This window comes from Streptomyces sp. CC53, from assembly GCF_001865245.1.
In the GTDB taxonomy this organism is placed as follows: domain Bacteria; phylum Actinomycetota; class Actinomycetes; order Streptomycetales; family Streptomycetaceae; genus Streptomyces.
On record NZ_MKXB01000145.1, the window covers coordinates 90,016 to 115,152 of the forward strand.

At 73.4% G+C, this 25,137-nt stretch carries 22 protein-coding genes, 1 tRNA gene and 1 pseudogene; 8 read left to right on the forward strand and 16 right to left on the reverse strand.

Features of this window, described 5'->3' with window-relative positions; genetic code table 11:
• Window positions 1-151: 151 nt before the first annotated feature.
• From BJP40_RS15470 to pdhA, 7 genes and pseudogenes are all read right to left on the reverse strand, one after another.
• Complete coding sequence (locus BJP40_RS15470) at window positions 152-1,141, reverse strand: NAD(P)H-quinone oxidoreductase (protein ID WP_071280857.1); 990 nt, start codon at window positions 1,139-1,141, stop codon at window positions 152-154.
• A gap of 9 nt (window positions 1,142-1,150) precedes the next feature.
• On the reverse strand, window positions 1,151-2,221 hold the full coding sequence (locus BJP40_RS15475) for a TrkA family potassium uptake protein (RefSeq protein WP_071280858.1): 1,071 nt from the start codon (window positions 2,219-2,221) through the stop codon (window positions 1,151-1,153).
• Window positions 2,218-3,564 carry a molybdopterin molybdotransferase MoeA gene (locus BJP40_RS15480; RefSeq protein WP_071280859.1) on the reverse strand — a complete coding sequence of 449 codons (1,347 nt, stop codon included), beginning with the start codon at window positions 3,562-3,564 and terminating at the stop codon, window positions 2,218-2,220. The genes BJP40_RS15475 and BJP40_RS15480 overlap by 4 nt, the downstream gene beginning before the upstream one ends.
• Window positions 3,561-4,430, reverse strand: coding sequence for an NTP transferase domain-containing protein (locus BJP40_RS15485; protein WP_071280860.1), 870 nt, complete (start codon window positions 4,428-4,430; stop codon window positions 3,561-3,563). The genes BJP40_RS15480 and BJP40_RS15485 overlap by 4 nt, the downstream gene beginning before the upstream one ends.
• Before the next feature lie 417 nt (window positions 4,431-4,847).
• Complete coding sequence (locus BJP40_RS15490) at window positions 4,848-6,221, reverse strand: dihydrolipoamide acetyltransferase family protein (RefSeq protein WP_071280861.1); 1,374 nt, start codon at window positions 6,219-6,221, stop codon at window positions 4,848-4,850.
• Between the two features lie 2 nt (window positions 6,222-6,223).
• A pseudogene (locus BJP40_RS15495) lies at window positions 6,224-7,225 on the reverse strand (alpha-ketoacid dehydrogenase subunit beta); the annotation flags it as partial.
• The gene (pdhA, locus tag BJP40_RS15500; RefSeq protein WP_071280862.1) at window positions 7,222-8,364 is read right to left on the reverse strand and encodes a pyruvate dehydrogenase (acetyl-transferring) E1 component subunit alpha; all 1,143 of its coding nucleotides are present in this window, start codon (window positions 8,362-8,364) and stop codon (window positions 7,222-7,224) included. The gene pdhA and the pseudogene BJP40_RS15495, both read right to left, overlap by 4 nt.
• A gap of 181 nt (window positions 8,365-8,545) precedes the next feature.
• Here pdhA and BJP40_RS15505 point away from each other — a divergent pair, with 181 nt between their 5' ends.
• A complete protein-coding gene (locus BJP40_RS15505; RefSeq protein WP_071266458.1) occupies window positions 8,546-9,076 on the forward strand; it encodes an Lrp/AsnC family transcriptional regulator in 531 nt (176 codons plus the stop codon).
• A 312-nt stretch (window positions 9,077-9,388) separates the two neighbouring features.
• Here BJP40_RS15505 and BJP40_RS15510 read toward each other — a convergent pair whose 3' ends face one another.
• Both BJP40_RS15510 and BJP40_RS15515 read right to left on the reverse strand, forming a co-directional pair.
• Window positions 9,389-9,982: a TetR/AcrR family transcriptional regulator gene (locus BJP40_RS15510; protein WP_071280863.1), complete on the reverse strand. Its 594-nt coding sequence runs from the start codon at window positions 9,980-9,982 to the stop codon at window positions 9,389-9,391.
• Window positions 9,982-11,523 (reverse strand): 3-hydroxyacyl-CoA dehydrogenase, encoded by a 1,542-nt coding sequence (locus BJP40_RS15515; RefSeq protein WP_071280864.1) that lies wholly within the window; start codon window positions 11,521-11,523, stop codon window positions 9,982-9,984. The genes BJP40_RS15510 and BJP40_RS15515 overlap by 1 nt, the downstream gene beginning before the upstream one ends.
• A gap of 123 nt (window positions 11,524-11,646) precedes the next feature.
• Between BJP40_RS15515 and paaN the strand changes: the two genes are divergently transcribed.
• A complete protein-coding gene (gene paaN, locus BJP40_RS15520; protein ID WP_071280865.1) occupies window positions 11,647-13,341 on the forward strand; it encodes a phenylacetic acid degradation protein PaaN in 1,695 nt (564 codons plus the stop codon).
• A gap of 61 nt (window positions 13,342-13,402) precedes the next feature.
• On the opposite strand, the gene BJP40_RS15525 is transcribed toward paaN, so the two are convergent.
• From BJP40_RS15525 to BJP40_RS15535, 3 genes are all read right to left on the reverse strand, one after another.
• Window positions 13,403-14,110, reverse strand: coding sequence for a TrmH family RNA methyltransferase (locus tag BJP40_RS15525; protein WP_071280866.1), 708 nt, complete (start codon window positions 14,108-14,110; stop codon window positions 13,403-13,405).
• The gene (locus BJP40_RS15530; RefSeq protein ID WP_371258643.1) at window positions 14,107-15,339 is read right to left on the reverse strand and encodes an HTTM domain-containing protein; all 1,233 of its coding nucleotides are present in this window, start codon (window positions 15,337-15,339) and stop codon (window positions 14,107-14,109) included. Before BJP40_RS15530 ends, BJP40_RS15525 begins: the two co-directional genes overlap by 4 nt.
• 449 nt (window positions 15,340-15,788) lie before the next feature.
• The gene (locus BJP40_RS15535) at window positions 15,789-16,511 is read right to left on the reverse strand and encodes a DUF5819 family protein (RefSeq protein WP_071266448.1); all 723 of its coding nucleotides are present in this window, start codon (window positions 16,509-16,511) and stop codon (window positions 15,789-15,791) included.
• Between the two features lie 110 nt (window positions 16,512-16,621).
• On the opposite strand from BJP40_RS15535, the gene paaA reads away from it, so the two are divergent.
• The 5 genes from paaA to BJP40_RS15560 are packed head-to-tail and all read left to right on the forward strand — an operon-like array spanning window position 16,622 to window position 20,209.
• A complete protein-coding gene (gene paaA, locus BJP40_RS15540; protein WP_079171203.1) occupies window positions 16,622-17,650 on the forward strand; it encodes a 1,2-phenylacetyl-CoA epoxidase subunit PaaA in 1,029 nt (342 codons plus the stop codon).
• The gene (gene paaB, locus BJP40_RS15545) at window positions 17,647-17,934 is read left to right on the forward strand and encodes a 1,2-phenylacetyl-CoA epoxidase subunit PaaB (protein WP_071266446.1); all 288 of its coding nucleotides are present in this window, start codon (window positions 17,647-17,649) and stop codon (window positions 17,932-17,934) included. The genes paaA and paaB overlap by 4 nt, the downstream gene beginning before the upstream one ends.
• Entirely contained in the window at window positions 17,931-18,659 is a 729-nt protein-coding gene (paaC, locus tag BJP40_RS15550) for a 1,2-phenylacetyl-CoA epoxidase subunit PaaC (protein ID WP_071280867.1), read from the forward strand. The genes paaB and paaC overlap by 4 nt, the downstream gene beginning before the upstream one ends.
• Entirely contained in the window at window positions 18,653-19,147 is a 495-nt protein-coding gene (gene paaD, locus BJP40_RS15555) for a 1,2-phenylacetyl-CoA epoxidase subunit PaaD (protein WP_071280868.1), read from the forward strand. The genes paaC and paaD overlap by 7 nt, the downstream gene beginning before the upstream one ends.
• Window positions 19,148-20,209 carry a 2Fe-2S iron-sulfur cluster-binding protein gene (locus tag BJP40_RS15560; RefSeq protein ID WP_071280869.1) on the forward strand — a complete coding sequence of 354 codons (1,062 nt, stop codon included), beginning with the start codon at window positions 19,148-19,150 and terminating at the stop codon, window positions 20,207-20,209.
• A gap of 53 nt (window positions 20,210-20,262) precedes the next feature.
• On the opposite strand, the gene BJP40_RS15565 is transcribed toward BJP40_RS15560, so the two are convergent.
• The 4 genes from BJP40_RS15565 to BJP40_RS15580 form a co-directional block, all read right to left on the reverse strand.
• Window positions 20,263-20,607, reverse strand: coding sequence for a rhodanese-like domain-containing protein (locus BJP40_RS15565; RefSeq protein ID WP_071266438.1), 345 nt, complete (start codon window positions 20,605-20,607; stop codon window positions 20,263-20,265).
• A 156-nt stretch (window positions 20,608-20,763) separates the two neighbouring features.
• Window positions 20,764-21,543 (reverse strand): hypothetical protein, encoded by a 780-nt coding sequence (locus tag BJP40_RS15570; protein WP_107416783.1) that lies wholly within the window; start codon window positions 21,541-21,543, stop codon window positions 20,764-20,766.
• 171 nt (window positions 21,544-21,714) lie between these two features.
• On the reverse strand, window positions 21,715-23,199 hold the full coding sequence (locus BJP40_RS15575; RefSeq protein WP_071280886.1) for a DUF2252 domain-containing protein: 1,485 nt from the start codon (window positions 23,197-23,199) through the stop codon (window positions 21,715-21,717).
• A 296-nt stretch (window positions 23,200-23,495) separates the two neighbouring features.
• Window positions 23,496-23,579, reverse strand: a tRNA-Leu gene (locus tag BJP40_RS15580).
• 1,125 nt (window positions 23,580-24,704) lie between these two features.
• On the opposite strand from BJP40_RS15580, the gene BJP40_RS15585 reads away from it, so the two are divergent.
• A partial coding sequence (locus BJP40_RS15585; protein ID WP_143065953.1) for a DUF3662 domain-containing protein occupies window positions 24,705-25,137 on the forward strand: 433 nt, incomplete at its 3' end.

Below are 25,137 nucleotides of genomic sequence, written 5' to 3' on the forward strand. Positions count from 1 at the left end.
ACGCAGGCTCAAGCACGTGGGCGTGCGGGCCTATTCGTGACCCGCGCTCGCACGTACCCGCCCCCTGCGGTCCCGCGGCGGTCACGGACCCGCACGACAGCAAGAACGGCCCGGCACCCTCCCGAGGGATGCCGGGCCTCCGTGTCTCCCGTCAGCTCGCTGAGGGGCCGGTCAGCAGGACCTTGCCGACGTGCGTGCTGTCTTCCAGCACCCGGTGGGCCTCCGCCGCCGCCGTCATGGGCAGGACCCGGTCCACCACGGGACGCACCGCGCCCGCCGCCACCAGCGGCCAGACGTGCTCCCGGACGGCCGCGACGATGGCGGCCTTCTCCGTGAGGGGCCGGCCGCGCAGCGAGGTCGCCGTGACGGCGGCCCGCTTGGCGAGCAGCGCGCCGAGGTTCAATTCGGCCTTCCTGCCGCCCTGGAGGCCGATGACGGCCAGCCGTCCGTTGACAGCCAGCGCCTCCACGTTCCGCTCCAGATACTTGGCGCCGATGATGTCCAGGATGACGTCCGCCCCGGCACCGCCCGTCGCCTTGCGCACCTCCTGCACGAAGTCCTGCTCCCGGTAGTCGATGAGCACGTCCGCACCGAGTTCGGCGCACCGCGCCAGCTTGTCCGGGCTTCCGGCGGTCACCGCGACGCGCGCTCCCACCGCCTTGCCGAGCTGGATGGCCATGGTCCCGATGCCGCTCGCCCCTCCGTGCACCAGCAGCGTCTCGCCGGGCCGCAGATGCGCCACCATGAAGACGTTCGACCAGACGGTCGCGGCGACCTCCGGCAGTGCCGCCGCCGTCACGACGTCCACGCCCTTCGGTACGGGCAGCAGCTGCCCGGCGGGGACGGCCACCTTCTCGGCGTACCCGCCGCCCGCCAGCAGGGCGCACACCTCGTCGCCGACGGCCCAGCCGGTGGCGCCGGGACCCACGGCCGCCACACGCCCCGAGCACTCAAGCCCCGGGTACACGGGCGCGCCCGGCGGTGGCGGGTAGAAGCCCTGGCGCTGCAGCAGGTCGGCGCGGTTGACGACGGTGGCCGCCACGTCGACGAGGACCTCGCCCTCGCCGGGCACGGGATCGGGCACCTCGGCCCAGACGAGCGCGTCGGGGCCACCGGGTTCCGGAATCGTGATCGCATGCATGGCGCGAGGCTACTCGGAAGGCGCCGACGCGTTCGATCCGTTGACGGCACGCACGATGGTGATCACTCGGTCGGTGAGCTGGAGGGGGCTGGCCTCCGGGTCGTCGTACCCGATCAGACGGTGCCCCCGCAGCACGCTCACCACGAGGTCGCCGGTCTCCCGGACACCGCGCCCGGCCTCTGCCTTGGTCACCGGCCGCTCCACGATGTCCAGGCCCGTACCGCGCTGGATGAGCCCCTCGATCACGGTGCCCGTGCTCGGGCTCAGGACCGACATGCCGAGCAGCCGCCCGGCCGCGCTCGCGCTGGTGATGACCGCGTCGGCGCCCGACTGGCGCAGCAGCGCGGCGTTCTCCTCCTCCCGGACGGCGGCGACGATCTTCGCCCTGCGGTTGAGCTGTCGGGCCGTCAGCGTGACGAGGACGGCCGTGTCGTCGCGCTGGGTGGCGACGATGATCTGGCCGGCCCTCTGCACCTGTGCCCGTAGGAGGACGTCGCTGCGCGTGGCGTCACCGAGGACACCGGTGAACCCGTCGGCGTTGGCAAGGTCGATCACCGCGCTGTTCGGGTCGACGACGACGACCTGGTCCTTCTTCAGCCCCGTGGCGCTGAGCGTCTCCAGTGCGGAGCGGCCCTTCGTACCGAAACCGACGACGACGGTGTGATCGCGCAAGGCGCGCCTCCAGCGTTTCTCCCGCCATTCCTGACGGGTTCGTTCCGCGAGCACTTCGAGGGTGGTGCCGACCAGGATGATCAGGAAGATCACCCGCAGGGGCGTCACCACGAAGACGTTGATGAGCCTGGCGGCGTCCGAGACGGGCACGATGTCGCCGTAACCGGTGGTCGAGAGGGTCACGGTCGCGTAGTAGAAGGCGTCGAGCACGCTGACCTGCCCGTCGGCGCCGTCCTTGTAGCCGTCGCGGTCGAGCGCGACGATCAGCCCGGTGAACAGCAGGACCACTGCGGCCAGGGTCAAGCGCTTGGCGACCTGGCGCAGGGGGTGCTGCACGATCTGGCGGGGGAGCTTGAGCTGGCCGGTGAGCAGCCGCTGGCCGGCCGAGCGGGGCTCCGGCTGTTTCACGTGAAACCTCCGGCGGGGGACGGCGCCGAGACGAGGGCGGATATCGGGCTTCTCCAGGGCAGGCCGAGGATCTCCAGGGCATCACCGGGCTTGGCGCCACCCGCCGGGATGACCGCGAGTCCGTCGGCCGCGGCGAGGCCCCGCAACATGGCCGGACCGTTGTAGTGCAACGGCACCGCCTGTCCCGCACGGTGGACGACCGGGACGAGGCGGGTGTCCCGCGGATGCCCGTGGACCGCGTCGCGCACGGGTACGTGCGTCTCAGCCCGGGAACGATGGCCGGTGGCCTCGCGCAGCAGCGGCTCGGCGAGCGTGAGCAGTCCCGAAACGGCGGCCAGGGGGTTGCCGGGCAGGCCCACCAGGTGGCGGCCCTCGGCGAGCCGGGCCAGGAGCATCGGGTGGCCCGGGCGGACCTGCACCCCGTCGACGAGCAGCTCGGCGCCTGCCCTGTGCAGCACGGGGTGGACGTGGTCGACGGGTCCCGAGGCGGTGCCTCCGGTCGTGATCACCAGCTCGGCCGAGGACCCGGTGACCGCCTCGTACAGGGCCTCCGCGTCGTCACCGAGGCGCCGGGTGCCCAGGACGTCGACTCCGAGGGTCCGGAGCCACGGAGCGAGCATCGGCCCGAGGGCATCGCGGATGAGCCCCTCGTGCGGGACGCCGGAGGCGAGCAGTTCGTCCCCGAGGACCAGGACCTCCACACGCGGCCGGTCCAGCGTGGTGACCGCGTCGTATCCGGCGGCGGCCGCGAGTCCCAGGACCGCCGGGGTGACGACCGTGGCCGCGGGCAGCAGCGGCTCACCCGCCCGGCACTCCTGGCCGCGGGAGCGGATGTCCTGGCCGGGCACGACGTCCTTCAGCGCGTGCACGTGGCGGCCGTCGGCGTCGGTGCGGGAGTGCTCGGAGCGAAGGACCGCCGTGGTGTCGGGCGGCACGCGTGCACCGGTGGCGATGCGCACGGCGGCACCATCGGGCAGGGCCGGTACGTCACCGTGTCCGGCCAGCAGGGACCCGGTGGTGAAGACCTCCCAGGGGCCCGGCCCGGCGACCGCCCACCCGTCCATGGCGGAGGTGTCGAACGACGGCAGGTCGGTGAGCGCGGTCAGCGGCTCGGCCAGCACCCTGCCGAGCGCCCCCGTGAGCGGGGTACGCACGGTGCCCGCCGGCGTGTCGCGACCGGCGCGGGCAGCGATGTCGCGGGCCCGCGCCCAGGGCGTCCCGCCGTGCACGGCCTGCGCGCCCGCGGACGCGTCCCGCGTGCCGCCGGGGTGCGCCGGTACCCGGGCGGGCCGTCCCACGAGGGCGAGGGCCTCCTCGACACCGTCGACGTCCGGCTCGTTCATCCGGCGCCGTTCCCGTCCGGCGTCTCCTGCGCCCAGCGGGCCGCGAGCGCGGCGGCCTTCTGCGCCGCCTCGGCCACGGCGTCGGGGCCTGCGTCCTGCGCCTTGGCGGCGGCGTAGCCCACGAGGAACGTGGTGAGGGGTGCGGCGGGGCGGGCGACGCCATGTGCGGCGTCACGCGCGAGGTCCAGGAGGACGCCGGTGTCGACGTCCAGCTCGATGCCCAGCTCGGCCTTGACTGCGGTGATCCATTCGTCCAGCACGGTTCCATGCTCCCTGATGCGGGCCCGGGCCACGGCAAGGTCCTCCCAGGTGTCGCAGTCGAAGGACGCGAGAGGGCGGCCCGGTACGCGGGCGATGTCGAGTTCCTGCGTCAGCAGCCGCAGGGGCAAGCCGGAGAGGCGGCCGTGCTCGGCGGCGATGAGGGCGATCTCGCGGCGCAGCGGCTCCGTGCGGTACGCGGCGACGAGCGGCTGGTCACGGCCGTCCGCGTCCACCGCGAGTGCGGCCTCGACACGACCCCCGTCGGTACGGCCCCCGTCGAGCGCGTCGACGAGTCCGCGCACGGTCGCGGCGTCGAGGAAGGGCAGGTCCCCGCCCAGGACGACGACCGTGTCGGCCTGCACGTGCCGCACCCCGGCGTCGAGCGCGGCGAGCGGGCCGCCTCCGGGCGGCTCCTCCCGGGCCCAGACGACGTGCCGCGCGGTGGCCCGGCGCCCACCGACGACGACGGCTCGCCCGGCGTCCGCGCAAGCGTCGAGCACCCGGTCCAGGAGTGCGCGCCCGCCCACGCTCAGCGCGGGCTTGTCCGCCCCGCCGAGCCGCCGGGCGGCACCGCCCGCCAGTACCACGGCATCAAATCGGGTCACCCGCCCAGTATGGTCGCCGCGCTCACCCGCAGGACCAGCCCCCCTCACTCCGTCCTGCGCCGCCGTTTCCCGTAGGGAGGACGCGGCCGTGCCCTCCGGCACGGAGGTCGCGGCCGTGCCGAGGCCCCGGGCGCCCCCGGGAGGCTGCCCGGGGCCTCTCAGGGAAAGACACCGCAATGCCCCAGGACCTGCGTGGGGCCCCGGAGTGGGTGAGGGACTCCTGCGCGGGTGAAGAGGCGGGAACGCTGGGCGGAGCACAGGGCCGGCTCCCCGCCGCATACCCCGGCCGCGGAGCACGAGACGCCTCCCCGCCGCATAGCCGGGCCGCGCAGCACGAAGCGCCTCCCCGCCGCATAGCCGGCCGCGCAGCACGAGGCACCCGGGGCGGTACCCGCCGTGGCGTACCGCCCCGTGTCGTCACAGGGTGCGCAGCAGCACCGCGGGCTGTTCGACGCAGTCCGCCACGTACCGCAGGAAGCCGCCTGCCGTGCCCCCGTCACAGATCCGGTGGTCGAAGGTCAGCGACAGCTGGACGACCTGACGTACCGCCAGTTCGCCCTGGTGCACCCAGGGCTTCGGCACGATCCGGCCCACGCCCAGCATCGCGGCCTCGGGGTGGTTGATGATCGGCGTGGAGCCGTCCACCCCGAACACGCCGTAGTTGTTCAGCGTGAACGTCCCCCCCGTCAAGTCCGCAGGGGTCAGCGCCCCCTTGCGGGCCTCCTCCGTCAGCCGGGCGAACTCCGCCGTCAGGGACTCCGCGTCCCGGGTGTGCGCGTCGCGGACCACGGGGACGACGAGGCCCCGCTCGGTCTGTGCGGCGAAGCCGAGGTGGACCTCGGGCAGCCGGACGATCTCCCTCGCTTCCATGTCCACCCGCGAGTTGAGCTCCGGGTAGCGGGCGAGCGCGGCGGTGCAGATCCGGGCGAGCAGCGCCAGCAGGGAGATCTTGGTACCGCCCGCGGCGTTCATGGCGGCGCGGGCGGCCATGAGCTCGGTCGCGTCGGCGTCCACCCAGCAGGTGGCGTCGGGGATCTCCCGGCGGCTGCGGCTCAGCTTGTCGGCCACGGCGCCCCGCACCCCGCGCAGCGGCACCCGCTCCCCGGAGCCCTGCGCGGCGGGAGCCACCGGGGCGGCCGGGACGGCCTCCTCTGCCGGGACCGCCGACAGTCGCTCGACGTCAGCGCGCAGGATCAGCCCGTCGGGGCCGGAACCGCGCACCGTGCGCAGATCGATGCCCCGTTCCCGTGCCAGCTTCCGCACCAGCGGCGAGATCACCGGTACCGGCCCGTCAGCAGGCGGACTCTGCGGCGCGGCGGGAGCCGCCGCCGCAGGGGCCGGGACGGCGGTGGGCGCGGGCGCCGTGGGGGAAGCGCCCGCGCGCACCCGGCGCCGCCGTGCGGCGGGGGCGGAGGTGCCGTAGCCGACCAGCACGTTTCCGGAGCCCTCCGCAGCGGGGGCCGCCTTGTCGGCGCCGTCGGCGCCGTCGGCGCCGGTAGTCCCGCCGGCCGGGGGGGCAGGCGCGGCGCCGTCAGGCCGGGCGTCGGCACCGACCGCGACGGTCAGCAGCGGCGCACCCACGGGCAGCTCCTCGCCCTCCTCGCCGTACCGCGCGGTGACCACACCCCCGTACGGGCAGGGCACCTCCACCATGGCCTTGGCGGTCTCCACCTCCACGACCGGCTGGTCGACGACCACGACGTCCCCGACGGCGACGAGCCACCGGACGATCTCCGCCTCGGTGAGCCCCTCACCGAGGTCGGGCAGCTTGAACTCCAACACCTGAGCCATCCGCTCCCCGCCTCCCACTGCAGTCGGGCGACCGCGTCGAGGATCCGGTCGACACCCGGCAGGTGGTGCCGCTCCAGCATCGGCGGCGGGTACGGGATGTCGAAGCCCGCCACCCGCAGCACGGGGGCCTCCAGGTGGTGGAAGCAGCGCTCGGTGACCCGGGCGGCGATCTCGGCGCCCGGTCCGGCGAACCCGCCGGACTCGTGGACGACGACCGCGCGACCGGTGCGCCGCACGGACGCGCACACCGTCTCGTCGTCGAACGGCACCAGGGACCGGAGGTCGACGACCTCCAGGTCCCACCCCTCGGCCTGTGCGGCCTCGGCTGCCTCCAGGCAGACGGGCACGGACGGGCCGTAGGTGATGAGGGTGGCGCTGCGGCCGGTGCGCCGGACGGCGGCGCGGCCGATCGGCTCCACCTGCGTCGGGGCGTCGGGCGACCAGTCGGACTTGGACCAGTAGAGGCGCTTCGGCTCCAGGAAGACCACCGGGTCGTCGGAGGCGATGGCGGCGCGCAGCAGGCCGTACGCGTCGGCGACCGTGGCGGGTGTGACGACATGGAGCCCCGGAGTCGCCATGTAGTACACCTCGGACGAGTCGCTGTGGTGCTCGACACCGCCGATCCCACCGCCGTACGGGACGCGGACGACGAGGGGCATCGGCATGGCGCCGCGCGTCCGGTTCCGCATCCGGGCGACGTGGCTGATGAGCTGCTCGAAGGCCGGATAGGCGAACGCGTCGAACTGCATCTCGACGACCGGGCGCAGCCCGTACATCGCCATGCCGACGGCGGTGCCGAGGATTCCGGCCTCCGCGAGCGGGGTGTCCGTGCACCGGTCCTCGCCGAACTCCTTGGCGAGTCCGTCGGTGACGCGGAAGACGCCACCGAGCGTGCCGACGTCCTCGCCCATCACGTGGACGGTGGGGTCCTCGGCCATCGCGTCGCGCATGGCGCGCTGAAGAGCCTGGGCCAGGGTGGCGGGCTTGGCTGCCACGGTGGTCATCGGGCGTCACCTTCCACTTCGGCTGCCAGCTCGGCCCGCAGCTGCGCGGCCTGCTCGCGCAGCTGCCCGGTCTGCTCCGCGAAGACGTGGTCGAAGAGGTCCATGGGTTCGAGTTCCGCGTCCGCGTTCATCCGCTCCCGCAGGCGCGCGGCCATCGCCTCGGCCGCGTCCGCCGCCTGCCGGATGCCGTCCTCGTCGAGCAGCCCGCGCTCCGTCAGCTCCTGCTCCAGGAGCCGGATCGGGTCGTGCTGCCGCCACGTCTCCACCTCGCCGTCCCCGCGGTAGCGGGTGGCATCGTCGGCGTTGGTGTGGGCGTCGATGCGGTACGTCACGGCCTCGACGAGGGTCGGGCCGCCTCCCCTGCGGGCGCGGTCCACGGCCTCCGACAGCACCTGGTGCACGGCGACCGCGTCGTTCCCGTCGACCAGTCGGCCCGGCATGCCGTAGCCGACGGCCTTGTGGGCCAGAGAGGGGGCCGCGGTCTGCTTGGCCAGCGGGACGGAGATCGCGAAGCCGTTGTTCTGCACCAGGAAGACGACCGGCGCCTGCCACACCGCGGCGAAGTTCAGCGCCTCGTGGAAGTCGCCTTCGCTGGTGCCGCCGTCGCCGACCATCGCCAGGGCCACGACGTCGTCGCCCTTGAGGCGGGCCGCGTGCGCGAGGCCCACGGCGTGCGGCAGCTGGGTGGCGAGTGGCGTGCAGAGCGGGGCGACGCGGTGCTCGCGCGGGTCGTAGCCGGTGTGCCAGTCGCCGCGCAGCAGCGTGAGGGCCTGCACGGGGTCCAGGCCGCGCGCCACGGCCGCCAGGGTGTCGCGGTACGACGGGAAGAGCCAGTCCCGCTCCTCCAGGACCAGCGCCGCGGCCACCTCGCAGGCCTCCTGACCGGTGCTGGACGGGTACACCGCCAGCCGGCCCTGCTTGGTGAGCGCGGTCGCCTGCGCGTTGTAGCGGCGGCCCCGCACCAGCTCGGCGTGGAGCCGGCGCAACAGCTCGGGCGCGAACCCGGCCACGGCGTCCGTGCCGAGCACGCGGTACGGCTCGGGGTCCGGGAGCAGCGGCGCAGGGTCGGTGCGCGGCTTCCACGCCGGCGGGGGCGTGGGCCGGTAAGAGGCCGCGCCGGGCAGCTCTTGGACCGTCATGACAGCACCTCCTCGTGGGAGTGGGCATAAGACCCGGGGGCGGCGCGCATGTGGCGCGCCTCACCTACCGATTGTTCGGTCGTGGAGCCAATTTGGCCACAGGCACCCTCAGCCTGTGGACAAACGGTTCTGCACAGCCTGGGATAGAAGCAGGTCGTCCACGAGAGAGAGGTGGGGGGACATGGCAGCTGAACAAATGGCCCCGAGCTGGGACCGGGCGCCGCAGGGCGACGAGGACCAGGTGCCGGCACCGCGTCCGCTCGACGCCATCGACCGCGACATCCTGCGGATCCTCCAGACGGACGGCCGCGCGTCGGTCCGGTCGGTGGCCGAGCGCGTACACGTGTCCCGCGCGAACGCGTACGCGCGGATCAACCGGCTGATCGACGACGGAGTGATCCGCGGCTTCGGCGCCCGGGTCAACCACGAACGCGCGGGGCAGGGGGCCTCCGCGTACATCACTCTCAAGATCGTGCAGAACTCCTGGCGCACGGTCCGCGAGAAGCTCCAGGCCCTGCCGGGTGCCGCGCACATCGCGCTGGTCAGCGGCGACTTCGACGTGCTGCTGCTCGTGCACACCCCGGACAACAGGACGCTGCGCGAGCTGGTGCTGACCAGGCTCCAGGCCATCCCCGAGGTGCTGTCCACGCGGACGCTGCTGGTGTTCGAGGAGACGGACCTCCACCGGAGGATCGCGGCGGAAGAGATGTGACCGCCGCCTGGCACGCCGAAGCCGCCGGGTGGTCGCGGCGGCTTCGCGTTCTTCCCGCCTCGGCCGGGGCGCGGCCCGGCACCCGGTGGGCGCCGCGTTCTCCCCTCCGCGAGGGGCATCGGGCCCGCGCGTCCGCCGGCCGGCGGGCAGCCCCTTCGTCGGCCGCTCGGCGGCGCGCGCTCCACCACCCCTTCGGACCGTGCGTCCCGCCGCACCCGGCGGGCGGTCCGCGTTCCGCCCTCGATGACGGTCGGCGCTCGCCACCGGCCGCGACGGCGCTCCGGCTCCCGGCGGAACGTGCGCGTTCGTCGCTCAGTGGGTGGCGCGCAACCCGTCGAAGGCCATGTGGACCACGGCGTCCGCGAGCTGCTGCCGCTCGGTGCCGTCGCCGTGCTGGGGCTTGTACCACTCGACCAGCGAGTTCACCATGCCGAACAGCAGGCGGGTCGCGAGCCGTATGTCGACGTCCGGGCGCAGGTCGCCGTCGGCTGCGGCGGCCTTCATCAGGTCCGCGACGCGCTGGTCGAACTCACGGCGTCGCTCCAGGGCCCAGCGCTCGGTCCGGGTGTTGCCGCGGACCCGCAGCAGAAGCGTCACGTAGGGCAGCTCGTCCATCAGCACCTCGACGGTGCGCCGGGTCACGTACTCGACCCGCTCGACGGCCCGGCCCTGGAGGGCGGGCTCCTCCTCCAGAACCGAGAAGAGCCCGTCCAGGGCGCGGCTGACGGCCCGCTGCAGCAGTTCCTCCTTGCCCGCCACATGGTGGTAGATCGACGACTTCGAGATGCCCGCCGCCTTGGAGAGGTGCTCCATGGAGGTGCCGTCGTAGCCGCGCTCGTTGAAGACCCGGACGGCCACGGAGAGCAGGGTCTCGGGGGTGTAGGTGTCCCGCCTGGGAGTGCTCATCAGTCGATCCTCGCGTCCTCGGCGTATCCGCGCCGCACGGTACCCAGGGCCGGCGCGTAACGGCCCGTGGGGTAGCGCTTGTGCATCTCCTTCAGGAGGCCGGCCACGCGCGCGTAGCCGACCTTCTCGCCCCAGGCGAGCGGGCCCAGCGGGTAGTTCACGCCGAGGCGCATCGCCGTGTCGACGTCCTCCGCCGTCGCGACGCCACGGTCGACGGCGTCCACCGCGACATCCACCAGCATGGCCACGGTACGGGCGACGATCATGCCCGGGACGTCCCCGATGACGGAGACCTGCTTGCCGATGGCCTGGAAGAGCCCGACCGCTTCGCTCAGCGCCTCCGGGGCGGTGGTGTCGCAGGTCGAGAGGGCGACACGGCGCGCGGAGGCGTAGTCGAGTGCCAGGTCGAAGTAGATGATCTGGTCGTCCCCGTACTCCGCGGACGTCTCGCCGTCGGCGAGGCACAGGCGGCCGTCGGACGGCAGGTCGATCCAGCCGTCACCGGTGCGCCGGCGCACCTCGATGCCCGCCTGCTCGATCAGCTCCACCAGCGGCTCGGCCGGTCCGAGGTCGCCGCGGACGGTGACGTGCGCGGGCGGGTCGGCCGGCGGGGCGGTGTGCGGCCCAGGGCGCTCGTCGCCCTCGCCGTGCGGGTACCACCCGTGGCCCGTCTTGCGGCCGAGGCGGCCGGACTCCACGAGGCGGCGCTGTGCCAGGGAAGGGGCGAACTTCGGGTCCTGGAAGAAGGACTCCCACACGGACCGGGTGACCGCCTCGTTGACGTCCTGCCCGATCAGGTCGGTGAGCTCGAAGGCGCCCATCCTGAAGCCGCCGCACTCCCGCAGGACGGCGTCGATGGTGGCCGGATCGGCGCCCCTCTCCTCGTGGACCCGGAAGGCTTCGGCGTAGAAGGGCCGGGCGACCCGGTTGACGATGAACCCGGGGGTGTCGGCGCAGCGGACCGGCGTCTTCCCCCATGCGTCGGCCGTGTCGTAGGCGCGCGTGGCGGCGGCCTCGTCGGTGGCGAAGCCGCTGACGATCTCGACGAGCGGCAGCAGCGGCGCCGGGTTGAAGAAGTGCATGCCGACGAAGCGGCCCGGGTGGCGCAGCGCCCCGGCGACGGCGGTGACGGAGAGGGACGAGGTGTTCGTGGCGAGCAGGCAGTCTTCCGCGACCGTCTTCTCCAGCGCGGCGAAGAGCTCCTGCTTCACGTCGAGCCGCTCGACGATCGCCTCGACGACGAGAGCGGCGTCGGCCAGCTCGTCGAGCACGGCCGCGGGCCGCAGCCGGGAAGCGGCCGAGTCCCGCGCGTCCTGCGCGAGGCGGCCCTTGGCGACGAGCCGGTCCAGACGGTCGAGCACGGCGGTCGCGGCCGCTTCCGCCCGCCCGGGCGCGGCGTCGTAGAGGAGGACGGGGTGGCCGGCGACCAGCGCGACCTGCGCGATGCCCTGGCCCATGGTGCCGGTTCCGACGACGGCGACGGTGCTGCCTCGGGGGACGGCGGAACGCGCCGCCGGGGTGGTGGCCTCGGTGTCGGTCATGCCGGCGATCCTTCCCGATGGGTTGTCCACATGTCCGAGAGACCCCCTTGTCCCGACCGATCGTTCGGTTACTCTAGCTCTGTCCGCCTGTCCCTGCCCAGCTCACCGAGGAGTTGGTCCGCCATGGCCGCCGCGCAGCTGACCCCCGACCACCTGGCCGAGAGGCACCGGCCCACGCTCGACCAGGCCCTTGAGGCGATCCGGACCCGCGCCTACTGGTCCCCGCACCCGGAGCACCCCAAGGCGTACGGGGAGAACGGCTCCCTCAGTGCGGCCGACGGGCTCGCCGCCCACCAGGCGGCCCTGAACACCCGCTTCGAGCTCGACCAGCCCGGCACCGACGGCTGGACGGGCGGCGAGGTGTCCCCGTACGGCCCGGCGCTCGGCGTCGAGTACCCGCACGTGGACGTGGACGAGCTGCTCCCCGCGATGCGCACCGGCCTGGCGGCCTGGCGGGACGCGGGTGCGGAGACCCGCGCGCTGGTGTGCCTTGAGGTCCTGGCCCGCATCAGCGCGCGCACGCACGAGTTCGCGCACGCGGTCATGCACACGAGCGGTCAGGCGTTCATGATGGCGTTCCAGGCCGGCGGCCCGCACGCGCAGGACCGTGGCCTGGAAGCGGTGGCGTACGCGTACGCGGAGCAGACCCGCACCCCGGTCGAGGCCGAGTGGTCGAAGCCCCAGGGCAAGCGGGAACCGCTGGAGCTGCGCAAGTCCTTCACCGCCGTCGGCCGGGGCGTCTCCCTGCTGGTCGGCTGCAACACCTTCCCGACCTGGAACAGCTACCCCGGCCTGTTCGCCTCACTGGCGACGGGCAACGCGGTGCTCGTGAAGCCGCACCCGCGCGCGGTGCTGCCGCTCGCCCTGACGGTGCGGATCACCCGCGAGGTGCTGGCCGAGGCCGGCTTCGACCCGAACCTGGTGGCACTGGCCGTCGAGCGGCCCGGCGAGGGCATCGCCAAGGCCCTCGCCGTCCGGCCCGAGATCCGGATCATCGACTACACCGGGTCGACGTCCTTCGGTGACTGGCTGGAGCAGAACGCCCGGCAGGCACAGGTGTACACGGAGAAGGCCGGCGTCAACACCGTCGTCGTCGACTCGACCGACAACTACAAGGGGATGCTGTCCAACCTGGCGTTCTCACTGTCCCTGTACAGCGGCCAGATGTGCACCACCCCGCAGAACCTGCTCATCCCGCGGGACGGAATCGCCACGGACGCGGGCCACAAGTCGTACGACGAGGTGGTCACCGATCTGGCGGCCGCGGTCGACGGCCTGCTGGGCGACGACGCACGGGCGAACGCGCTGCTCGGCGCCCTGGTGAACCCGGACGTCAAGGCCCGCCTGGAGGCGGCCGCGGAGCTCGGCGAGGTCGCCCTGTCCTCCCGCGAGATCACCCACCCGGACTTCCCCGACGCCGTCGTCCGCACCCCGCTCATGGTGAAGCTGGACGGCTCCAAGCCGGAGGCGGAAGCGGCCTACATGTCGGAGTGCTTCGGCCCCGTCTCCTTCGCCGTGGCCGTGGACTCCACGGACGACGCGCTGGAGCTGCTGCGCCGCACGGTGCGGGAGAAGGGCGCGATGACCGTCGGCGCCTACACCACGTCGGCTGACGTGGAGCGTGCCGTCGAGGAGGTGTGCCTGGAGGAGTCGGCGCAGCTGTCGCTGAACCTGACGGGCGGTGTCTACGTCAACCAGACGGCCGCGTTCTCCGACTTCCACGGCTCCGGCGGCAACCCGGCGGCGAACGCCGCGCTGTGCGACAGCGCGTTCGTCGCCAACCGCTTCCGGATCGTGGAGGTCCGCCGCCCGGCCTGATCGCTGCTCCGGTCCGCCGCCCGGCCCGAGCACCGCTCGGGGCGGGCGCCCGGCCCGGCCGTCAGCCCGCGGGCGGCCCGGCGATCGTCGCGTACCGCTGGACCCAGGCGTGCATGGCGATCGCCGCGGCCGCACCAGCGTTGATCGAACGGGTCGACCCGAACTGGGCGATGGAGCACACCATGCGGGCGTGCTTCCTGGCTTCCTCGGTGAGCCCCGGCCCCTCCTGCCCGAACAGCAGCACACACCGCCGGGGCAGCACGGTCCGCTCCAGCGGCACGGCGCCGGGCAGGTTGTCGATCCCGATGACGGGCACGTCCTCCGCCTCGGCCCACGCCGTCAGCGCCTCGGTGTCGGGGTGGTGCCGCACGTGCTGGTAGCGGTCGGTCACCATGGCACCGCGCCGGTTCCAGCGCCGGCGGCCCACGATGTGGACCTCCTTGGCGAGGAACGCGTTGGCGGTCCGCACGACGGAGCCGATGTTGAAGTCGTGGCCCCAGTTCTCCACGGCCACGTGGAAGTCGTGGCGGCGGGTATCCAGGTCGGCGACGATCGCCTCACGCGTCCAGTAGCGGTAGCCGTCGACGACGTTGCGCCGGTCCCCGTGGGCGAGCAGCTCGGGGTCGTACTGCTCACCCTGCGGCCAGGGCCGCGGGTGGGGTCCGACGCCGACCTGGTCGCCGAAGCCGTCGTCGTACTGCAGGGGCTCCGTGCCGTCGGCCGGTCCGGGAGCCTGCAGGGCGGTGTCCGTGGGGGTCTCGCTGCTCACCCGACGAGGGTACGGCCCGCCGCGTCCCCGCTGCCGGGCCGCTGACCGGGAACGCTCGCCCCTGCCGCGTCCGCGGAGCCGCCGCCTCCGGGCCCGTGGCTGCCGCTGTCGGAGTCGGAACGGGACCTCCGCAGCCGGTCACGCCCGGCTCGCCGGAGCCGGCGGCCTGCGCGCAGCACCCGGCCCTCCGTCCACAGCAGGAACACGGTCGGCAGGAACACCGCGTCTGCGGTGATCATCGCGAGGGAGAAGAACGGCAGCCCGAGCAGCACCGCGATGCCCGCGTGCTCCGCGATCATCACGGTCAGGAGGACGTTCTTGACCCGCCGGTTCAGCAGGGTGAAGGGGAACGCGACCTGCACGATGACCGTGCCGTAGGTGATGATCATGACCACGAGACTGCCGTGCGCCAGCAGGTCCGACAGCGCGGGCCAGGGCGAGAAGTAGTCGAGCTTCAGCGGGTAGTAGAGCGCGGTGCCGTCCTGCCACCGGGAGCCCTGGATCTTGTACCAGCCGGCGGTGGCGTAGATCAGGCAGACCTCCGCCATGATCACGCCGAGGGTGGCGTTGTGCACCGCGTTCCCGATGACGTCGAGCAGGGTGCGGGGCTGGCCCGGGGCGAACCGGCAGACGAGCCACCACACGCCCTGCGCGACCCACAGCAGCCACAGGAAACCCAGGAACCAGCCCTCGCCCGTCACCTGACGGTGAAGCGTCGCGGCGACCAGGCCGAGGCCCAGCAGCGACCACAGCACCGGCCCCACGACGTCGGACGCGCCGCCTTCGCGGCCGGCGGCACGTGCCCGGCGCCGGGCGTCCAGCGACCAGACCTGCCCGCAGCGCGTGAGGGTGAGGTAGACCGCCATGATGTGGATGACGTTGTCGCCGCCGTCGCCCATGAAGACGGAGCGATTCTGCAGCGACAGGACGCCCACCATGAACAGCACGGACGACGCCCGGGTGCGCCAGCCCACCAGCAGCAGGGCCGCACCGATGACGGCCAGGGCGTACACGGCCTCGAACCAGAGCGCCGAATCCGTCCACAGCAGGACGGTGAACGAGCGGTTGTCCGTGATCAGCCGCTCGGCGAGGTCCCACCCCCAGGGGCCGTCGGGGCCGTACAGCTCGTGCCGGTGCGGATACTCGCGGAGCAGGAAGAACAGCCAGGTGGCGGCGAAACCGATACGGACGACGGCAGTCTGGTAGGGGCCGAGGACGGTCCCGGTCACCTTTCGGACCAGGGGGACGACCCGCCGGTCGAACGGGCTCTGCCCCTCGGCCCTGGTCGACGCGCCGCTGGGCGTCCCCCCGGCCGGGGCGCGGAACGACGCGCCGGAGGGTATCCCTCCGGCCGGGGCGCGGGTCGACGCGTCGGAGGGCGTCCCTCCGCCCGTCGGCCCCTCCGCCGTCACGCACCCGCCGGCAGGGCTCTTGCTTCCGGCGGACGCAGAGGCCGGAGACTTCGACCGGGCGGGCGCCCCGGGCACGGACGCCCCGGCGGCTGTCGGCTCCGGGACGGGGGCCTTCGCCCAGGAGGGCACTCCGGGCGCGGTCGGCTCCTGCGCGGGGTGCCCCAGAAGGCCGCCGGGAGCGGGGGCGTCCAGCGGGCCCCGGTCGTCACGGGGATCCGGGGTCTGACGGCTCTCGTCGCCGGAGCCGCGGCCGGGTTCGTTCGTGGTCACCGGGGCGCCGCCTCTCCGTCGCGCCCGCCGGTCACGCCGAGCGGCAGATCCGCCGCGGTCACCGTCCACCAGGGAAGGACCCGGTAGTAGGGGCGGGTGTCGGTCTTCTCGCCGCTCCACGGCGGGGCGGCGACGGCGCGGGTCGCGGAGCGCACCTGTATGCGCTCGACCTTCCCGCCCAGGTCCATGTCCTCCAGTCGGAGCATCACGATCCGGCGGATGTAGCGCTCGGAGAGTTCGCCGCGGACGCCTGTGGCCCGGTTCTCGTCGTTGTGCCAGTTCGCGAAGAAGTCCCAGGCCCGGCGCAGCTCGTTCTGGTGGACGTGGCTCGGGAAGGGGTTGCCGCGTATCGCCTCGCCGTCCTGCGCGGACAGGTCCGTCCACGGCGTCAACCGCCGCTCGCCGCCGACGGTGATCTCGGCGCGGACCTCCACGGCGATGTTCTGCTGGAGCGGGTTGGGGGCGAACAGCTTCCAGTTCTGCTCGAACTCCGGCAGGACCCAGTCGTTGACCGCCTCGCCGTGCTTCTTCGTCAGCGTGTTCGCCGGCGCGACGTGCAGGAAGACCATCCCCAGGTGAAGGCAGCCGAGGAGGCCGATCGCCACGACCACGACACCGGCCACGACCTTGTACGGGAGGGACAGCGCGGCCGTCCCGGTCCCCGCTCCGGGCGGGGCGGCGCCGCCCGCCCCCTCGCGCCGCTCGTCGTTCGACTCCATCCCGCCCCGATCCGCGTCGTCCCCGCAGTTATCCACAGGGTTGACACCATACGGGCCGCCGACCGACCATTGAAGTCATTCAACCGAACGATCGGTCGGTAGGGGGCCCGATGACGGCAGTGACCGCTGACTCTCAGCAGGCGTACGAGACGGTGTTCGACGCGGCGATCGCCGCGGACGAGCGCATCGAACCGCGCGACTGGATGCCGGACGCCTACCGCGCCACGCTGGTCCGGCAGATCGCCCAGCACGCCCACTCCGAGATCATCGGCATGCAGCCGGAGGCGAACTGGATCACCCGTGCGCCGTCACTGCGCCGCAAGGCCATCCTGATGGCCAAGGTCCAGGACGAGGCCGGCCACGGGCTGTACCTGTACAGCGCCGCCGAAACCCTCGGCACCAGCCGCGAGGAACTGCTCGACAAGCTCCACTCCGGCCGACAGAAGTACTCGTCGATCTTCAACTACCCCACTCTCACCTGGGCGGACGTCGGCGCCATCGGCTGGCTGGTGGACGGCGCCGCGATCACCAACCAGGTGCCGCTGTGCCGCTGCTCCTACGGTCCTTACGCACGCGCGATGGTCCGGGTCTGCAAGGAGGAGTCCTTCCACCAGCGCCAGGGCTACGAGGCCCTGCTCGCGCTCTCCCGAGGGACACCCGACCAGCACGCGATGGCCCAGGACGCCGTGGACCGCTGGTGGTGGCCGTCGCTGATGATGTTCGGCCCGCCCGACGGCCAGTCGGCGCACTCCGCCCAGTCCATGGCCTGGAAGATCAAGCGCCACTCCAACGACGAGCTGCGCCAGCGCTTCGTCGACATCTGCGTCCCGCAGGCCGAATCCCTCGGGCTCACCCTTCCGGACCCGGACCTGCGGTGGAACGAGGAGCGCGGCCACTACGACTTCGGCCCGATCGACTGGTCCGAGTTCCAGCAGGTCCTCAAGGGCAACGGGCCCTGCAACGAACAGCGCATCACGCAGCGCCGCCGCGCCCACGAAGAGGGAGCCTGGGTCCGTGAGGCGGCAGCGGCCTACGCCGCGAAGCACACGGCCCCGCAGCACGGCACGGCACAGAACGACACGGCACGCACCGGCACCGGACAGCTCGGCACCGGCGGGAACGGGGAGGCGACGGCATGACGACCAGCGACTGGCCGCTGTGGGAGGTGTTCGTCCGCTCGCGCCGCGGACTGTCCCACACCCACGCCGGCAGCCTCCACGCCCCGGACGCGGAGATGGCCCTGCGCAACGCCCGCGACCTCTACACCCGCCGCAACGAAGGCGTGTCCCTGTGGGTGGTGCCGTCCTCCGCGATCACCGCCTCGTCGCCCGACGAGAAGGACCCGTTCTTCGAACCGTCGGCGGACAAGCCGTACCGGCACCCGACCTTCTACGAGATCCCGGAGGGGGTGCAGCACCTGTGACGGCAACCATCGAGTCGGCGGCCCTCGCCCTGGGTGACGACGCCCTCGTGCTGTCCCAGCGCCTCGGGGAATGGGCGGGGCACGCACCCGTACTGGAAGAGGAGGTCGCCCTCGCGAACATCGCCCTGGACCTCCTGGGCCAGGCCCGCGTGCTGCTCTCCCTGGTCGGCGACGAGGACGAGCTGGCCTTCCTGCGCGAGGAGCGGGCCTTCCGCAACGTCCAGCTCGTCGAGCAGCCGAACGGCGACTTCGCCCACACCATCGCCCGCCAGCTGTACTTCTCCACCTACCAGCGGCTCCTGTACGGCCGGCTGGCCGCAGCCCCGGAGACCGGCAGCACCGGCCTCACGGCCCTGGCCGCCAAGGCCGTGAAGGAGGTCGCCTACCACCAGGACCACGCCGAGCAGTGGACCCTGCGGCTGGGGGACGGCACGGCGGAGAGCCGCACGCGGATGCAGACGGCCTGTGACGCCCTGTGGCGCTTCACCGGGGAGCTCTTCCTGCCGGTGGAGGGCCTCGACACCGACTGGGCGGAGCTCGAGTCCGACTGGCTGACGTCGGTGTCCGCGGTGCTGGCGCGCGCCGGGCTCACGGTGCCCGACGGGCCGCGGCTGACCGCGTGGAGCGCGGGCGCCGGACGCCAGGGCGTGCACACCGAGCCGTTCGGGCGGATGCTCGCCGAGATGCAGCACCTGCACCGCAGCCACCCGGGGGCGACATGGTGACCACGACCCCGCTGGAGGAGGAACTGAGCCGGCTCGCCGGCTCGGTACCGGACCCCGAACTGCCCGCGCTGACCCTGGAGGAACTGGGCGTGCTGCGCGGCGTGGAGGTCCTCGCGCCCGGCCGGGTGAGGGTCGCTCTCACCCCCACCTACACCGGCTGCCCGGCCATCGAGGCGATGTCCGCGGACATCGAGCGCGTCCTCCGCGAGCACGGCATAGCCGACGTCTCCGTGGTGACGGTGCTCTCGCCCGCCTGGTCCACCGACGACATCACCGACGAGGGCCGCCGCAAGCTCACCGAGTTCGGTATCGCACCACCCCGCCGGCAGGCAGCCGACGGCCCGGTCCCGCTGGGGCTCGCCATCCGCTGCCCGCACTGCGGCTCGACCGACACCGAGTTGCTCAGCAGGTTCTCCTCCACCGCGTGCAAGGCCCTGCGCCGCTGCGTGTCCTGCCGGGAGCCCTTCGACCACTTCAAGGAGTTGTAGATGTTCCATCCGCTCCGGGTGAGCGAGGTCGAGCGGCTCACCGACGACTCCGTGGCCGTCACCTTCGCGGTCCCCGAGGGGCTGCGCGACGCGTTCCGCCACACGCCGGGCCAGCACGTCACCCTGCGCAGGGTGACGGCCGGCGGCGAGGAGATACGCCGCACCTACTCGATCTGCTCCCGCGCCGTACCGCCCGGGGCGGATCCGGTGCTCCGCGTGGGCATCCGGCTGGTCGACGGCGGCGAGTTCTCCACGTACGCGCTCAAGGAGCTCGCGGTGGGGGACACCGTCGAGGTCATGGAGCCCATGGGCCGGTTCCTGCTGCAGCCGCGCCCCGGGCATTTCGCGGCGGTCGTCGGCGGCAGCGGCATCACGCCCGTCCTGTCGATGGCGGCGACCCTGCTCGATCGCGAGCCGGAAGCGCGCTTCTGCCTCGTGCGCAGTGACCGCACCGCCGCGTCGACGATGTTCCTGGACGAGGTCGCGGACCTGAAGGACCGCCACCCCGAACGGTTCCAGCTGGTCACGGTGCTGTCCCGCGAGGAGCAGCAGGCAGGTCTGCCGTCGGGGCGCCTCGACGAGGAGCGCCTGACCCGACTGCTCCCCGCGCTGCTGCCGCCGGCTGACGTCGACGGCTGGTACCTGTGCGGCCCGCTCGGCCTGGTGCAGGGCGCCGAACGCGCCCTGCAAGCGCTGGGGGTTCCGAAGGGCCGTGTCCACCAGGAGATCTTCCATGTGGACGACGGCTCCGCGACGGTCCGCACGCGCCTTCCGGGAGAGGCCGCGCACTCCGCGCTGACGGCGACGCTCGACGGACGCTCCGGCACCTGGCCGGTCGAGGAGGGCGAGACACTGCTGGAGACCGTGCTGCGTGCCCGCTCCGACGCGCCGTACGCGTGCAAGGGCGGGGTCTGCGGCACATGCCGTGCCTTCCTGGTATCCGGCCAGGTCCGCATGGACCGCAACTACGCGCTGGAGGCGGAGGAGACGGAGGCGGGCTACGTACTGGCCTGCCAGTCGCATCCGCTCACTGCCGAGGTGGAGCTCGACTTCGACCGCTGAGCGCTGCTCCGGACGCCCGAGCCGGCCCCTGCGCCAGGGGCCGGCGGGGTGGGTCACAGCACGACGGCTGCGGCCCCGTGCTCCGTCGTCATCGGGCGCCCGGCAGCCTCCCAGGCGATCATGCCGCCGTCGACGTTGACCGCGTCGATGCCCTGCTGCACCAGGTACTGGGTGACCTGCGCGGAGCGGCCGCCGACCCGGCACATCACATAGGCGCGGCGCCCTTCCGCCACCGCCTCGGTCACCTCACCGAAGCGGGCGACGAAGTCGCTCATCGGCACGTGCAGGGCCCCCTCGACGTGCCCGGCGGTCCATTCCTCGTGCTCCCGGACGTCCAGCAGCAGCGCGTCGGCCGGCACGGACGCGACGTCCACGGTCGGCAGCGGGGCGAAATTCATGGATCGGGCCTTCTCTCGTGTACAACGCGGCAGGAAGCTGGTCGAGCACCGGTGACACCGCACCGGCGCCCCTGCCAGCATCGCATCCCGAGCCCAGTACCCCGCGGCGCCGGGGGCCCGTGGCCACCGCCCCTCCGCAGGAGCTGACCGGTGGGCTCAGGAAGCGCGCAGCCCCGCCAGCTCCGCTTCGCGCTCGGACACCTGGGCGAGCAACTGCTCGGCCACCTCGTCGAGCAGTCGGTCCGGGTCGTCGGGCGCCAGCCGCAGCATCGAACCGATAGCCCCCTCCTCCAGCTCCCGCGCGAGCGCCGCCAGCAGCTCCTTGCGCTGCGCCAGCCAGTCCAGACGGGCGTAGAGCTGCTCGCTCTCGCTGACGTCGGCCGCCACCGGGGCGGGCCCCGCGTCCCACTCGTCCGCCAGCTCGCGCAGCAGCGCCTCGTCGCCGCGGGCGTACGCGGCGTTCACACGGGTGAGGAACTCGTCGCGCCGCGCCCGCTCCGCGTCCTCCGTCGCCAGGTCCGGATGCGCCTTGCGCACGAGCTCCCGGTAGAGACGACGCGCCTCGTCACCGGGCCGCACCCTCGGGGGTGCCTGCACGGACTGCTCGTTCAGCATGGCCGCGGCCTCGGGGGACAGCCCCTCGGAGTCGACCCAGTGGTGGAACAGTTCGTCGACTTCGGGCATCGGCATGACCACGGCCCGCAGCTCCTGCGCCCTGCGCAGGTCCTCCGGGTCCCCGGTGCGCTCGGCCCGTGCCTCCGCGATCAACGCGTCCAGTTCCTCCAGCCGCGCGTACACCGGCCCGAGCCGCTGGTGGTGCAGCCGCGAGAAGTTCTCCACCTCGATGCGGAAGGTCTCCACCGCGATCTCGAACTCGATCAGCGCCTGCTCTGCCGCCCGCACTGCCCGCGCCAGCCGAGCCTCAGGCGCCTCCATGTCCTCAGGCGCCTCGGGCGCCGCCGCGGCCTCGGGGGCCGGGGGCGTTTCAGGGGCCTCCGCGGCCCCGGAGCCCTTGTCGGCCTCAGGCTCGTGCGGGGCGGGGGTGCCGTTCACGTCGTCGCTCGGGGTCGTCACCGGACCAGACTACGGGCGGCCGCCCGCTCCCCGTCACACCCCCAGTTCCGCGCGGACCCGGCCGCTCCGCACGGCGGCCAGCAGGTCCGCGTGGTCCGCCTCCGTACGGTCGGCGTAGGCCACGGCGAACCGCGCCACGGCGGCGTCCAGTTCGTCGCCCTTGCCGCAGTACGCCGCGATGAGCCGGGGGTCCGCGCTGTGGGCGTGCGCTCGGGCGAGCAGCGCCCCGGTCATCCGCCCGTAGTCGTCGATCTGGTCGGCCGCCAGCGCCGACGAGTCCACGCTTCCCTTGCGGTTGCGGAACTGCCGCACCTGGTACGGGCGGCCCTCCACCGTGGTCCATCCGAGCAGGCTGTCGCTGACGACCTGCATCCGCTTCTGCCCGAGGACGACCCGCCGCCCCTCGTGCCCGCCGTCCGGTTCCCCGGAAACGTCTCCGGCGAACCCGGCCGCCGGCAGGTACGGCAGCAGCGCCGACGGGCGGGCCTCCTTCACCTGGAGCACCAGCGGCTGCCCGCGGTGGTCGAGGAGCAGCACCACGTACGACCGGGTGCCCACGCTTCCGGTACCGACGACGCGGAACGCCACATCGTGGATCGCGTACCGCGCCAGGAGCGGCCTGCGGTCGGGCGGCAGGGTCTCCAGGTACGGCCCCAGCGCACCCGCGACAGCGGCCGCTTCCGCGTCCGGGACCCTCCGCAGCACGGGCGGCGCGTCGACGAACCGCCGGTGCCCGTCCTCGCAGGGCTCCGTGGCCTTGGCGGCGAACCGGGCGCTGGTGTTCCTCCGGGCCTTCTCGGAGACCCGCTCCAGGGTGCCGAGCAGGTCCCGTGCGTCCGTGTGGGAGACCAGTTCCTCGTCGGCGATGGCGTTCCAGGCGTCGAGCACCGGCAGCTTGGCCAGCAGCCGCATGGTCCGGCGGTAGGCGCCCACCGCGTCGTACGCCGCCGCGAGGCACACGTCCTCGGCCGCGCCGACCTCACGCCCCGCCAGTACGAGCGAGGCGGCGAGCCGCTTGACGTCCCACTCCCAGGGGCCGACGACGGTCTCGTCGAAGTCGTTGAGGTCGATGACCAGCCGCCCCCGCTGGTCGCCGTACAGCCCGAAGTTCGCCGCATGCGCGTCGCCGCATATCTGGGCGCCCACGCCCGTGACCGGCGTCTCCGCCAGGTCGTGGGCCATCAGCCCGGCCGCCCCGCGCAGGAACGAGAACGGCGTCGCCGCCATCCTGCCCGCTCGTATCGGCGCGAGTGCCGGCACCCGGCCGCGGTTCGACTCCTCCACCGCGCGTACAGCGTCCGGCCGCCCCGCGCCGACGACCAGCACGTCGTGCGACCGCCGGGGCACCCGTTCGCGCAGGGCCTTGCCGCGTGCCTTGGGCCCTGCGCTGCCGCCCTCCGCGTACGTCCCGTACTGCCGCTGCGCGAATCCCGGCACTGCGGGAATCCGTGCGCCACCGGCCGCGTCGCCGCCGGTGGGGCCGGCGCCCGCACGCTGAGCCGGCACGGCAACCCGCATCCCGTCGTCCATGAGCCCCCCGGTCCTTACTGGGCCGATCACCCGCCCGCCGTCGTTGAACCCAGAAGGTACCTTCCGCCCCTGCTCCCGTCTCCCCCTGTGGACAACCGCGGGGACGGCCTCCCGTCGATGGCCTCGCGTCGTGATCGGACCGAGGCCGGTCGGCGCCGATCACCCGGCATCCCGGCGGCGCGCCGCGGAGGCCACCGCCATGCATCAGGACGGGACAGAGCATCCGGGCACAGGAAAAGCGGAAGGGGCGGCATCGCTTTTGCGATGCCGCCCCTTCCGCGTTGTGCGCGAGGGGGGAGTTGAACCCCCACGCCCTTGCGGGCACTGGAACCTGAATCCAGCGCGTCTGCCTATTCCGCCACCCGCGCATTTGGGTGTTGCCGCCTCCGGCCTTCACCTTTTCGGTGCGACCGCCTGGCGACATCTGAAGATTAGCACGCCACGGCGGGTGGGTTCACATCCGTTTGTTTCGGGGGCCCGGCAGGCGAACAAGGAGGTAGGGAGAGGCCCGGCACCGGCAGGCGCCGACACCCCCGACCGGGGCCGGCCGCGACCAGAGAGGTGCGGGGAGACGTGCGGCAGCAGGAACGCGGCGCCCGGTGCCCGGAGGGCGCCCGGGAAACCGCGCCCACGCCCGCACAGCCCCGGTGCCCCGCGGTCCGCGGGAGGTCATGGCCGGAAGGTGACAACCCCGGTGCCGAGCCCGCACGCGGCGCCCATCCCCCGTCCCGTGGCCGCGCTCCCGGTGCCGCAGCCCGTGGACGGCGCCCGGGCGTCGACCACCGGCCCCGTACACGGCGCCTCGGAGTGGACCGCCGGCGCCACGCACCGGACCTGGCGCACCGCACCCCACCGACCGCACACCACCGACCGGGCCCTGCTCGCGCACCCGCGGCGGACCGCGACAGCCGCAGCCCGCAGTCACCTGCGGCGTGGCACCGGGTCCGGCCCTTCCGCGCCTGCACCACCCGGTGCCCGGCGGCGCGCTCCCGCGCGACATCGGACGGCCGACCGATGAGGCCCGATCCGGCCGGCCTGCGCCCCGTCCAGGAACGCCCCGCAGCCTCCGCCGCCGGGCCGCGCGCTTCTGCCTCACCCGCGCGCCCGGGCACCGGGCGCCACCGCCCCGCAGGCGACCCCAGGCATCCGCCGGATCGGAACCGACGACCGTCGGCTCCCCCCGAGCCCACGGCCACCGCCCGGCATCCGCAGGCGACCGCCGGGCCCGCCGCACCGCCACCCGGCGCAGCCGCAGGCCCGCGGCCCCGCCCGGCACCCGAGCCGCAGGGGCCGAATCCGGGCGCCCTCGCCCCGCACACCCCCGCTCCGTGCAGGGTGCGGGACACTGTCCACAGGGCGCCTCTACGATCCGTGTGGGAGATGTGAGAGGTGACACTTATCCACAGGGCAGAGAAGGGGAACCAGCCGATTTCCCGACGCGTGGATACGATCAGTAAGCAGTACCAGGACGGCAACGACGGAGGAGGTGCCCGATGGGAGTCCTGAAGCGGTTCGAGCAGCGTCTCGAAGGCCTGGTCAACGGCACCTTCGCCAAGGTCTTCAAGTCCGAGGTCCAGCCTGTCGAGATCGCCGGAGCCCTCCAGCGCGAGTGCGACAACAACGCGACGATCTGGAACCGGGACCGCACGGTCGTCCCCAACGACTTCATCGTGGAGCTCAGCACGCCGGACTACGAGCGCCTGAGGCCCTACTCGGGGCAGCTCGGCGACGAGCTCGCCGGCCTGGTCCGCGACTACGCGAAGCAGCAGCGGTACACCTTCATGGGCCCCATCAAGGTGCACCTGGAGAAGGCCGACGACCTCGACACCGGCCTGTACCGGGTGCGCAGCCGCACGCTCGCGTCCAGCTCCTCCCCGTCGGCACAGCCCCTGGAGCCGGGCCACGACGGCCCGGCCGCGCCCCCTG

Excerpts from the sequence above, each read along its gene's own strand:
- BJP40_RS15470 (WP_071280857.1), bottom strand. The coding sequence starts at position 1,141 with ATGCATGCGATCACGATTCCGGAACCCGGTGGCCCCGACGCGCTCGTC.
- BJP40_RS15480 (WP_071280859.1), bottom strand. The coding sequence starts at position 3,564 with ATGAACGAGCCGGACGTCGACGGTGTCGAGGAGGCCCTCGCCCTCGTG.
- BJP40_RS15490 (WP_071280861.1), bottom strand. The coding sequence starts at position 6,221 with ATGGCTCAGGTGTTGGAGTTCAAGCTGCCCGACCTCGGTGAGGGGCTC.
- pdhA (WP_071280862.1), bottom strand. The coding sequence starts at position 8,364 with ATGACGGTCCAAGAGCTGCCCGGCGCGGCCTCTTACCGGCCCACGCCC.
- BJP40_RS15505 (WP_071266458.1), top strand. The coding sequence starts at position 8,546 with ATGGCAGCTGAACAAATGGCCCCGAGCTGGGACCGGGCGCCGCAGGGC.
- BJP40_RS15510 (WP_071280863.1), bottom strand. The coding sequence starts at position 9,982 with ATGAGCACTCCCAGGCGGGACACCTACACCCCCGAGACCCTGCTCTCC.
- BJP40_RS15515 (WP_071280864.1), bottom strand. The coding sequence starts at position 11,523 with ATGACCGACACCGAGGCCACCACCCCGGCGGCGCGTTCCGCCGTCCCC.
- paaN (WP_071280865.1), top strand. The coding sequence starts at position 11,647 with ATGGCCGCCGCGCAGCTGACCCCCGACCACCTGGCCGAGAGGCACCGG.
- BJP40_RS15535 (WP_071266448.1), bottom strand. The coding sequence starts at position 16,511 with ATGGAGTCGAACGACGAGCGGCGCGAGGGGGCGGGCGGCGCCGCCCCG.
- paaA (WP_079171203.1), top strand. The coding sequence starts at position 16,622 with ATGACGGCAGTGACCGCTGACTCTCAGCAGGCGTACGAGACGGTGTTC.
- paaB (WP_071266446.1), top strand. The coding sequence starts at position 17,647 with ATGACGACCAGCGACTGGCCGCTGTGGGAGGTGTTCGTCCGCTCGCGC.
- paaD (WP_071280868.1), top strand. The coding sequence starts at position 18,653 with ATGGTGACCACGACCCCGCTGGAGGAGGAACTGAGCCGGCTCGCCGGC.
- BJP40_RS15560 (WP_071280869.1), top strand. The coding sequence starts at position 19,148 with ATGTTCCATCCGCTCCGGGTGAGCGAGGTCGAGCGGCTCACCGACGAC.
- BJP40_RS15565 (WP_071266438.1), bottom strand. The coding sequence starts at position 20,607 with ATGAATTTCGCCCCGCTGCCGACCGTGGACGTCGCGTCCGTGCCGGCC.
- BJP40_RS15570 (WP_107416783.1), bottom strand. The coding sequence starts at position 21,543 with ATGGAGGCGCCTGAGGCTCGGCTGGCGCGGGCAGTGCGGGCGGCAGAG.
- BJP40_RS15575 (WP_071280886.1), bottom strand. The coding sequence starts at position 23,199 with ATGCGGGTTGCCGTGCCGGCTCAGCGTGCGGGCGCCGGCCCCACCGGC.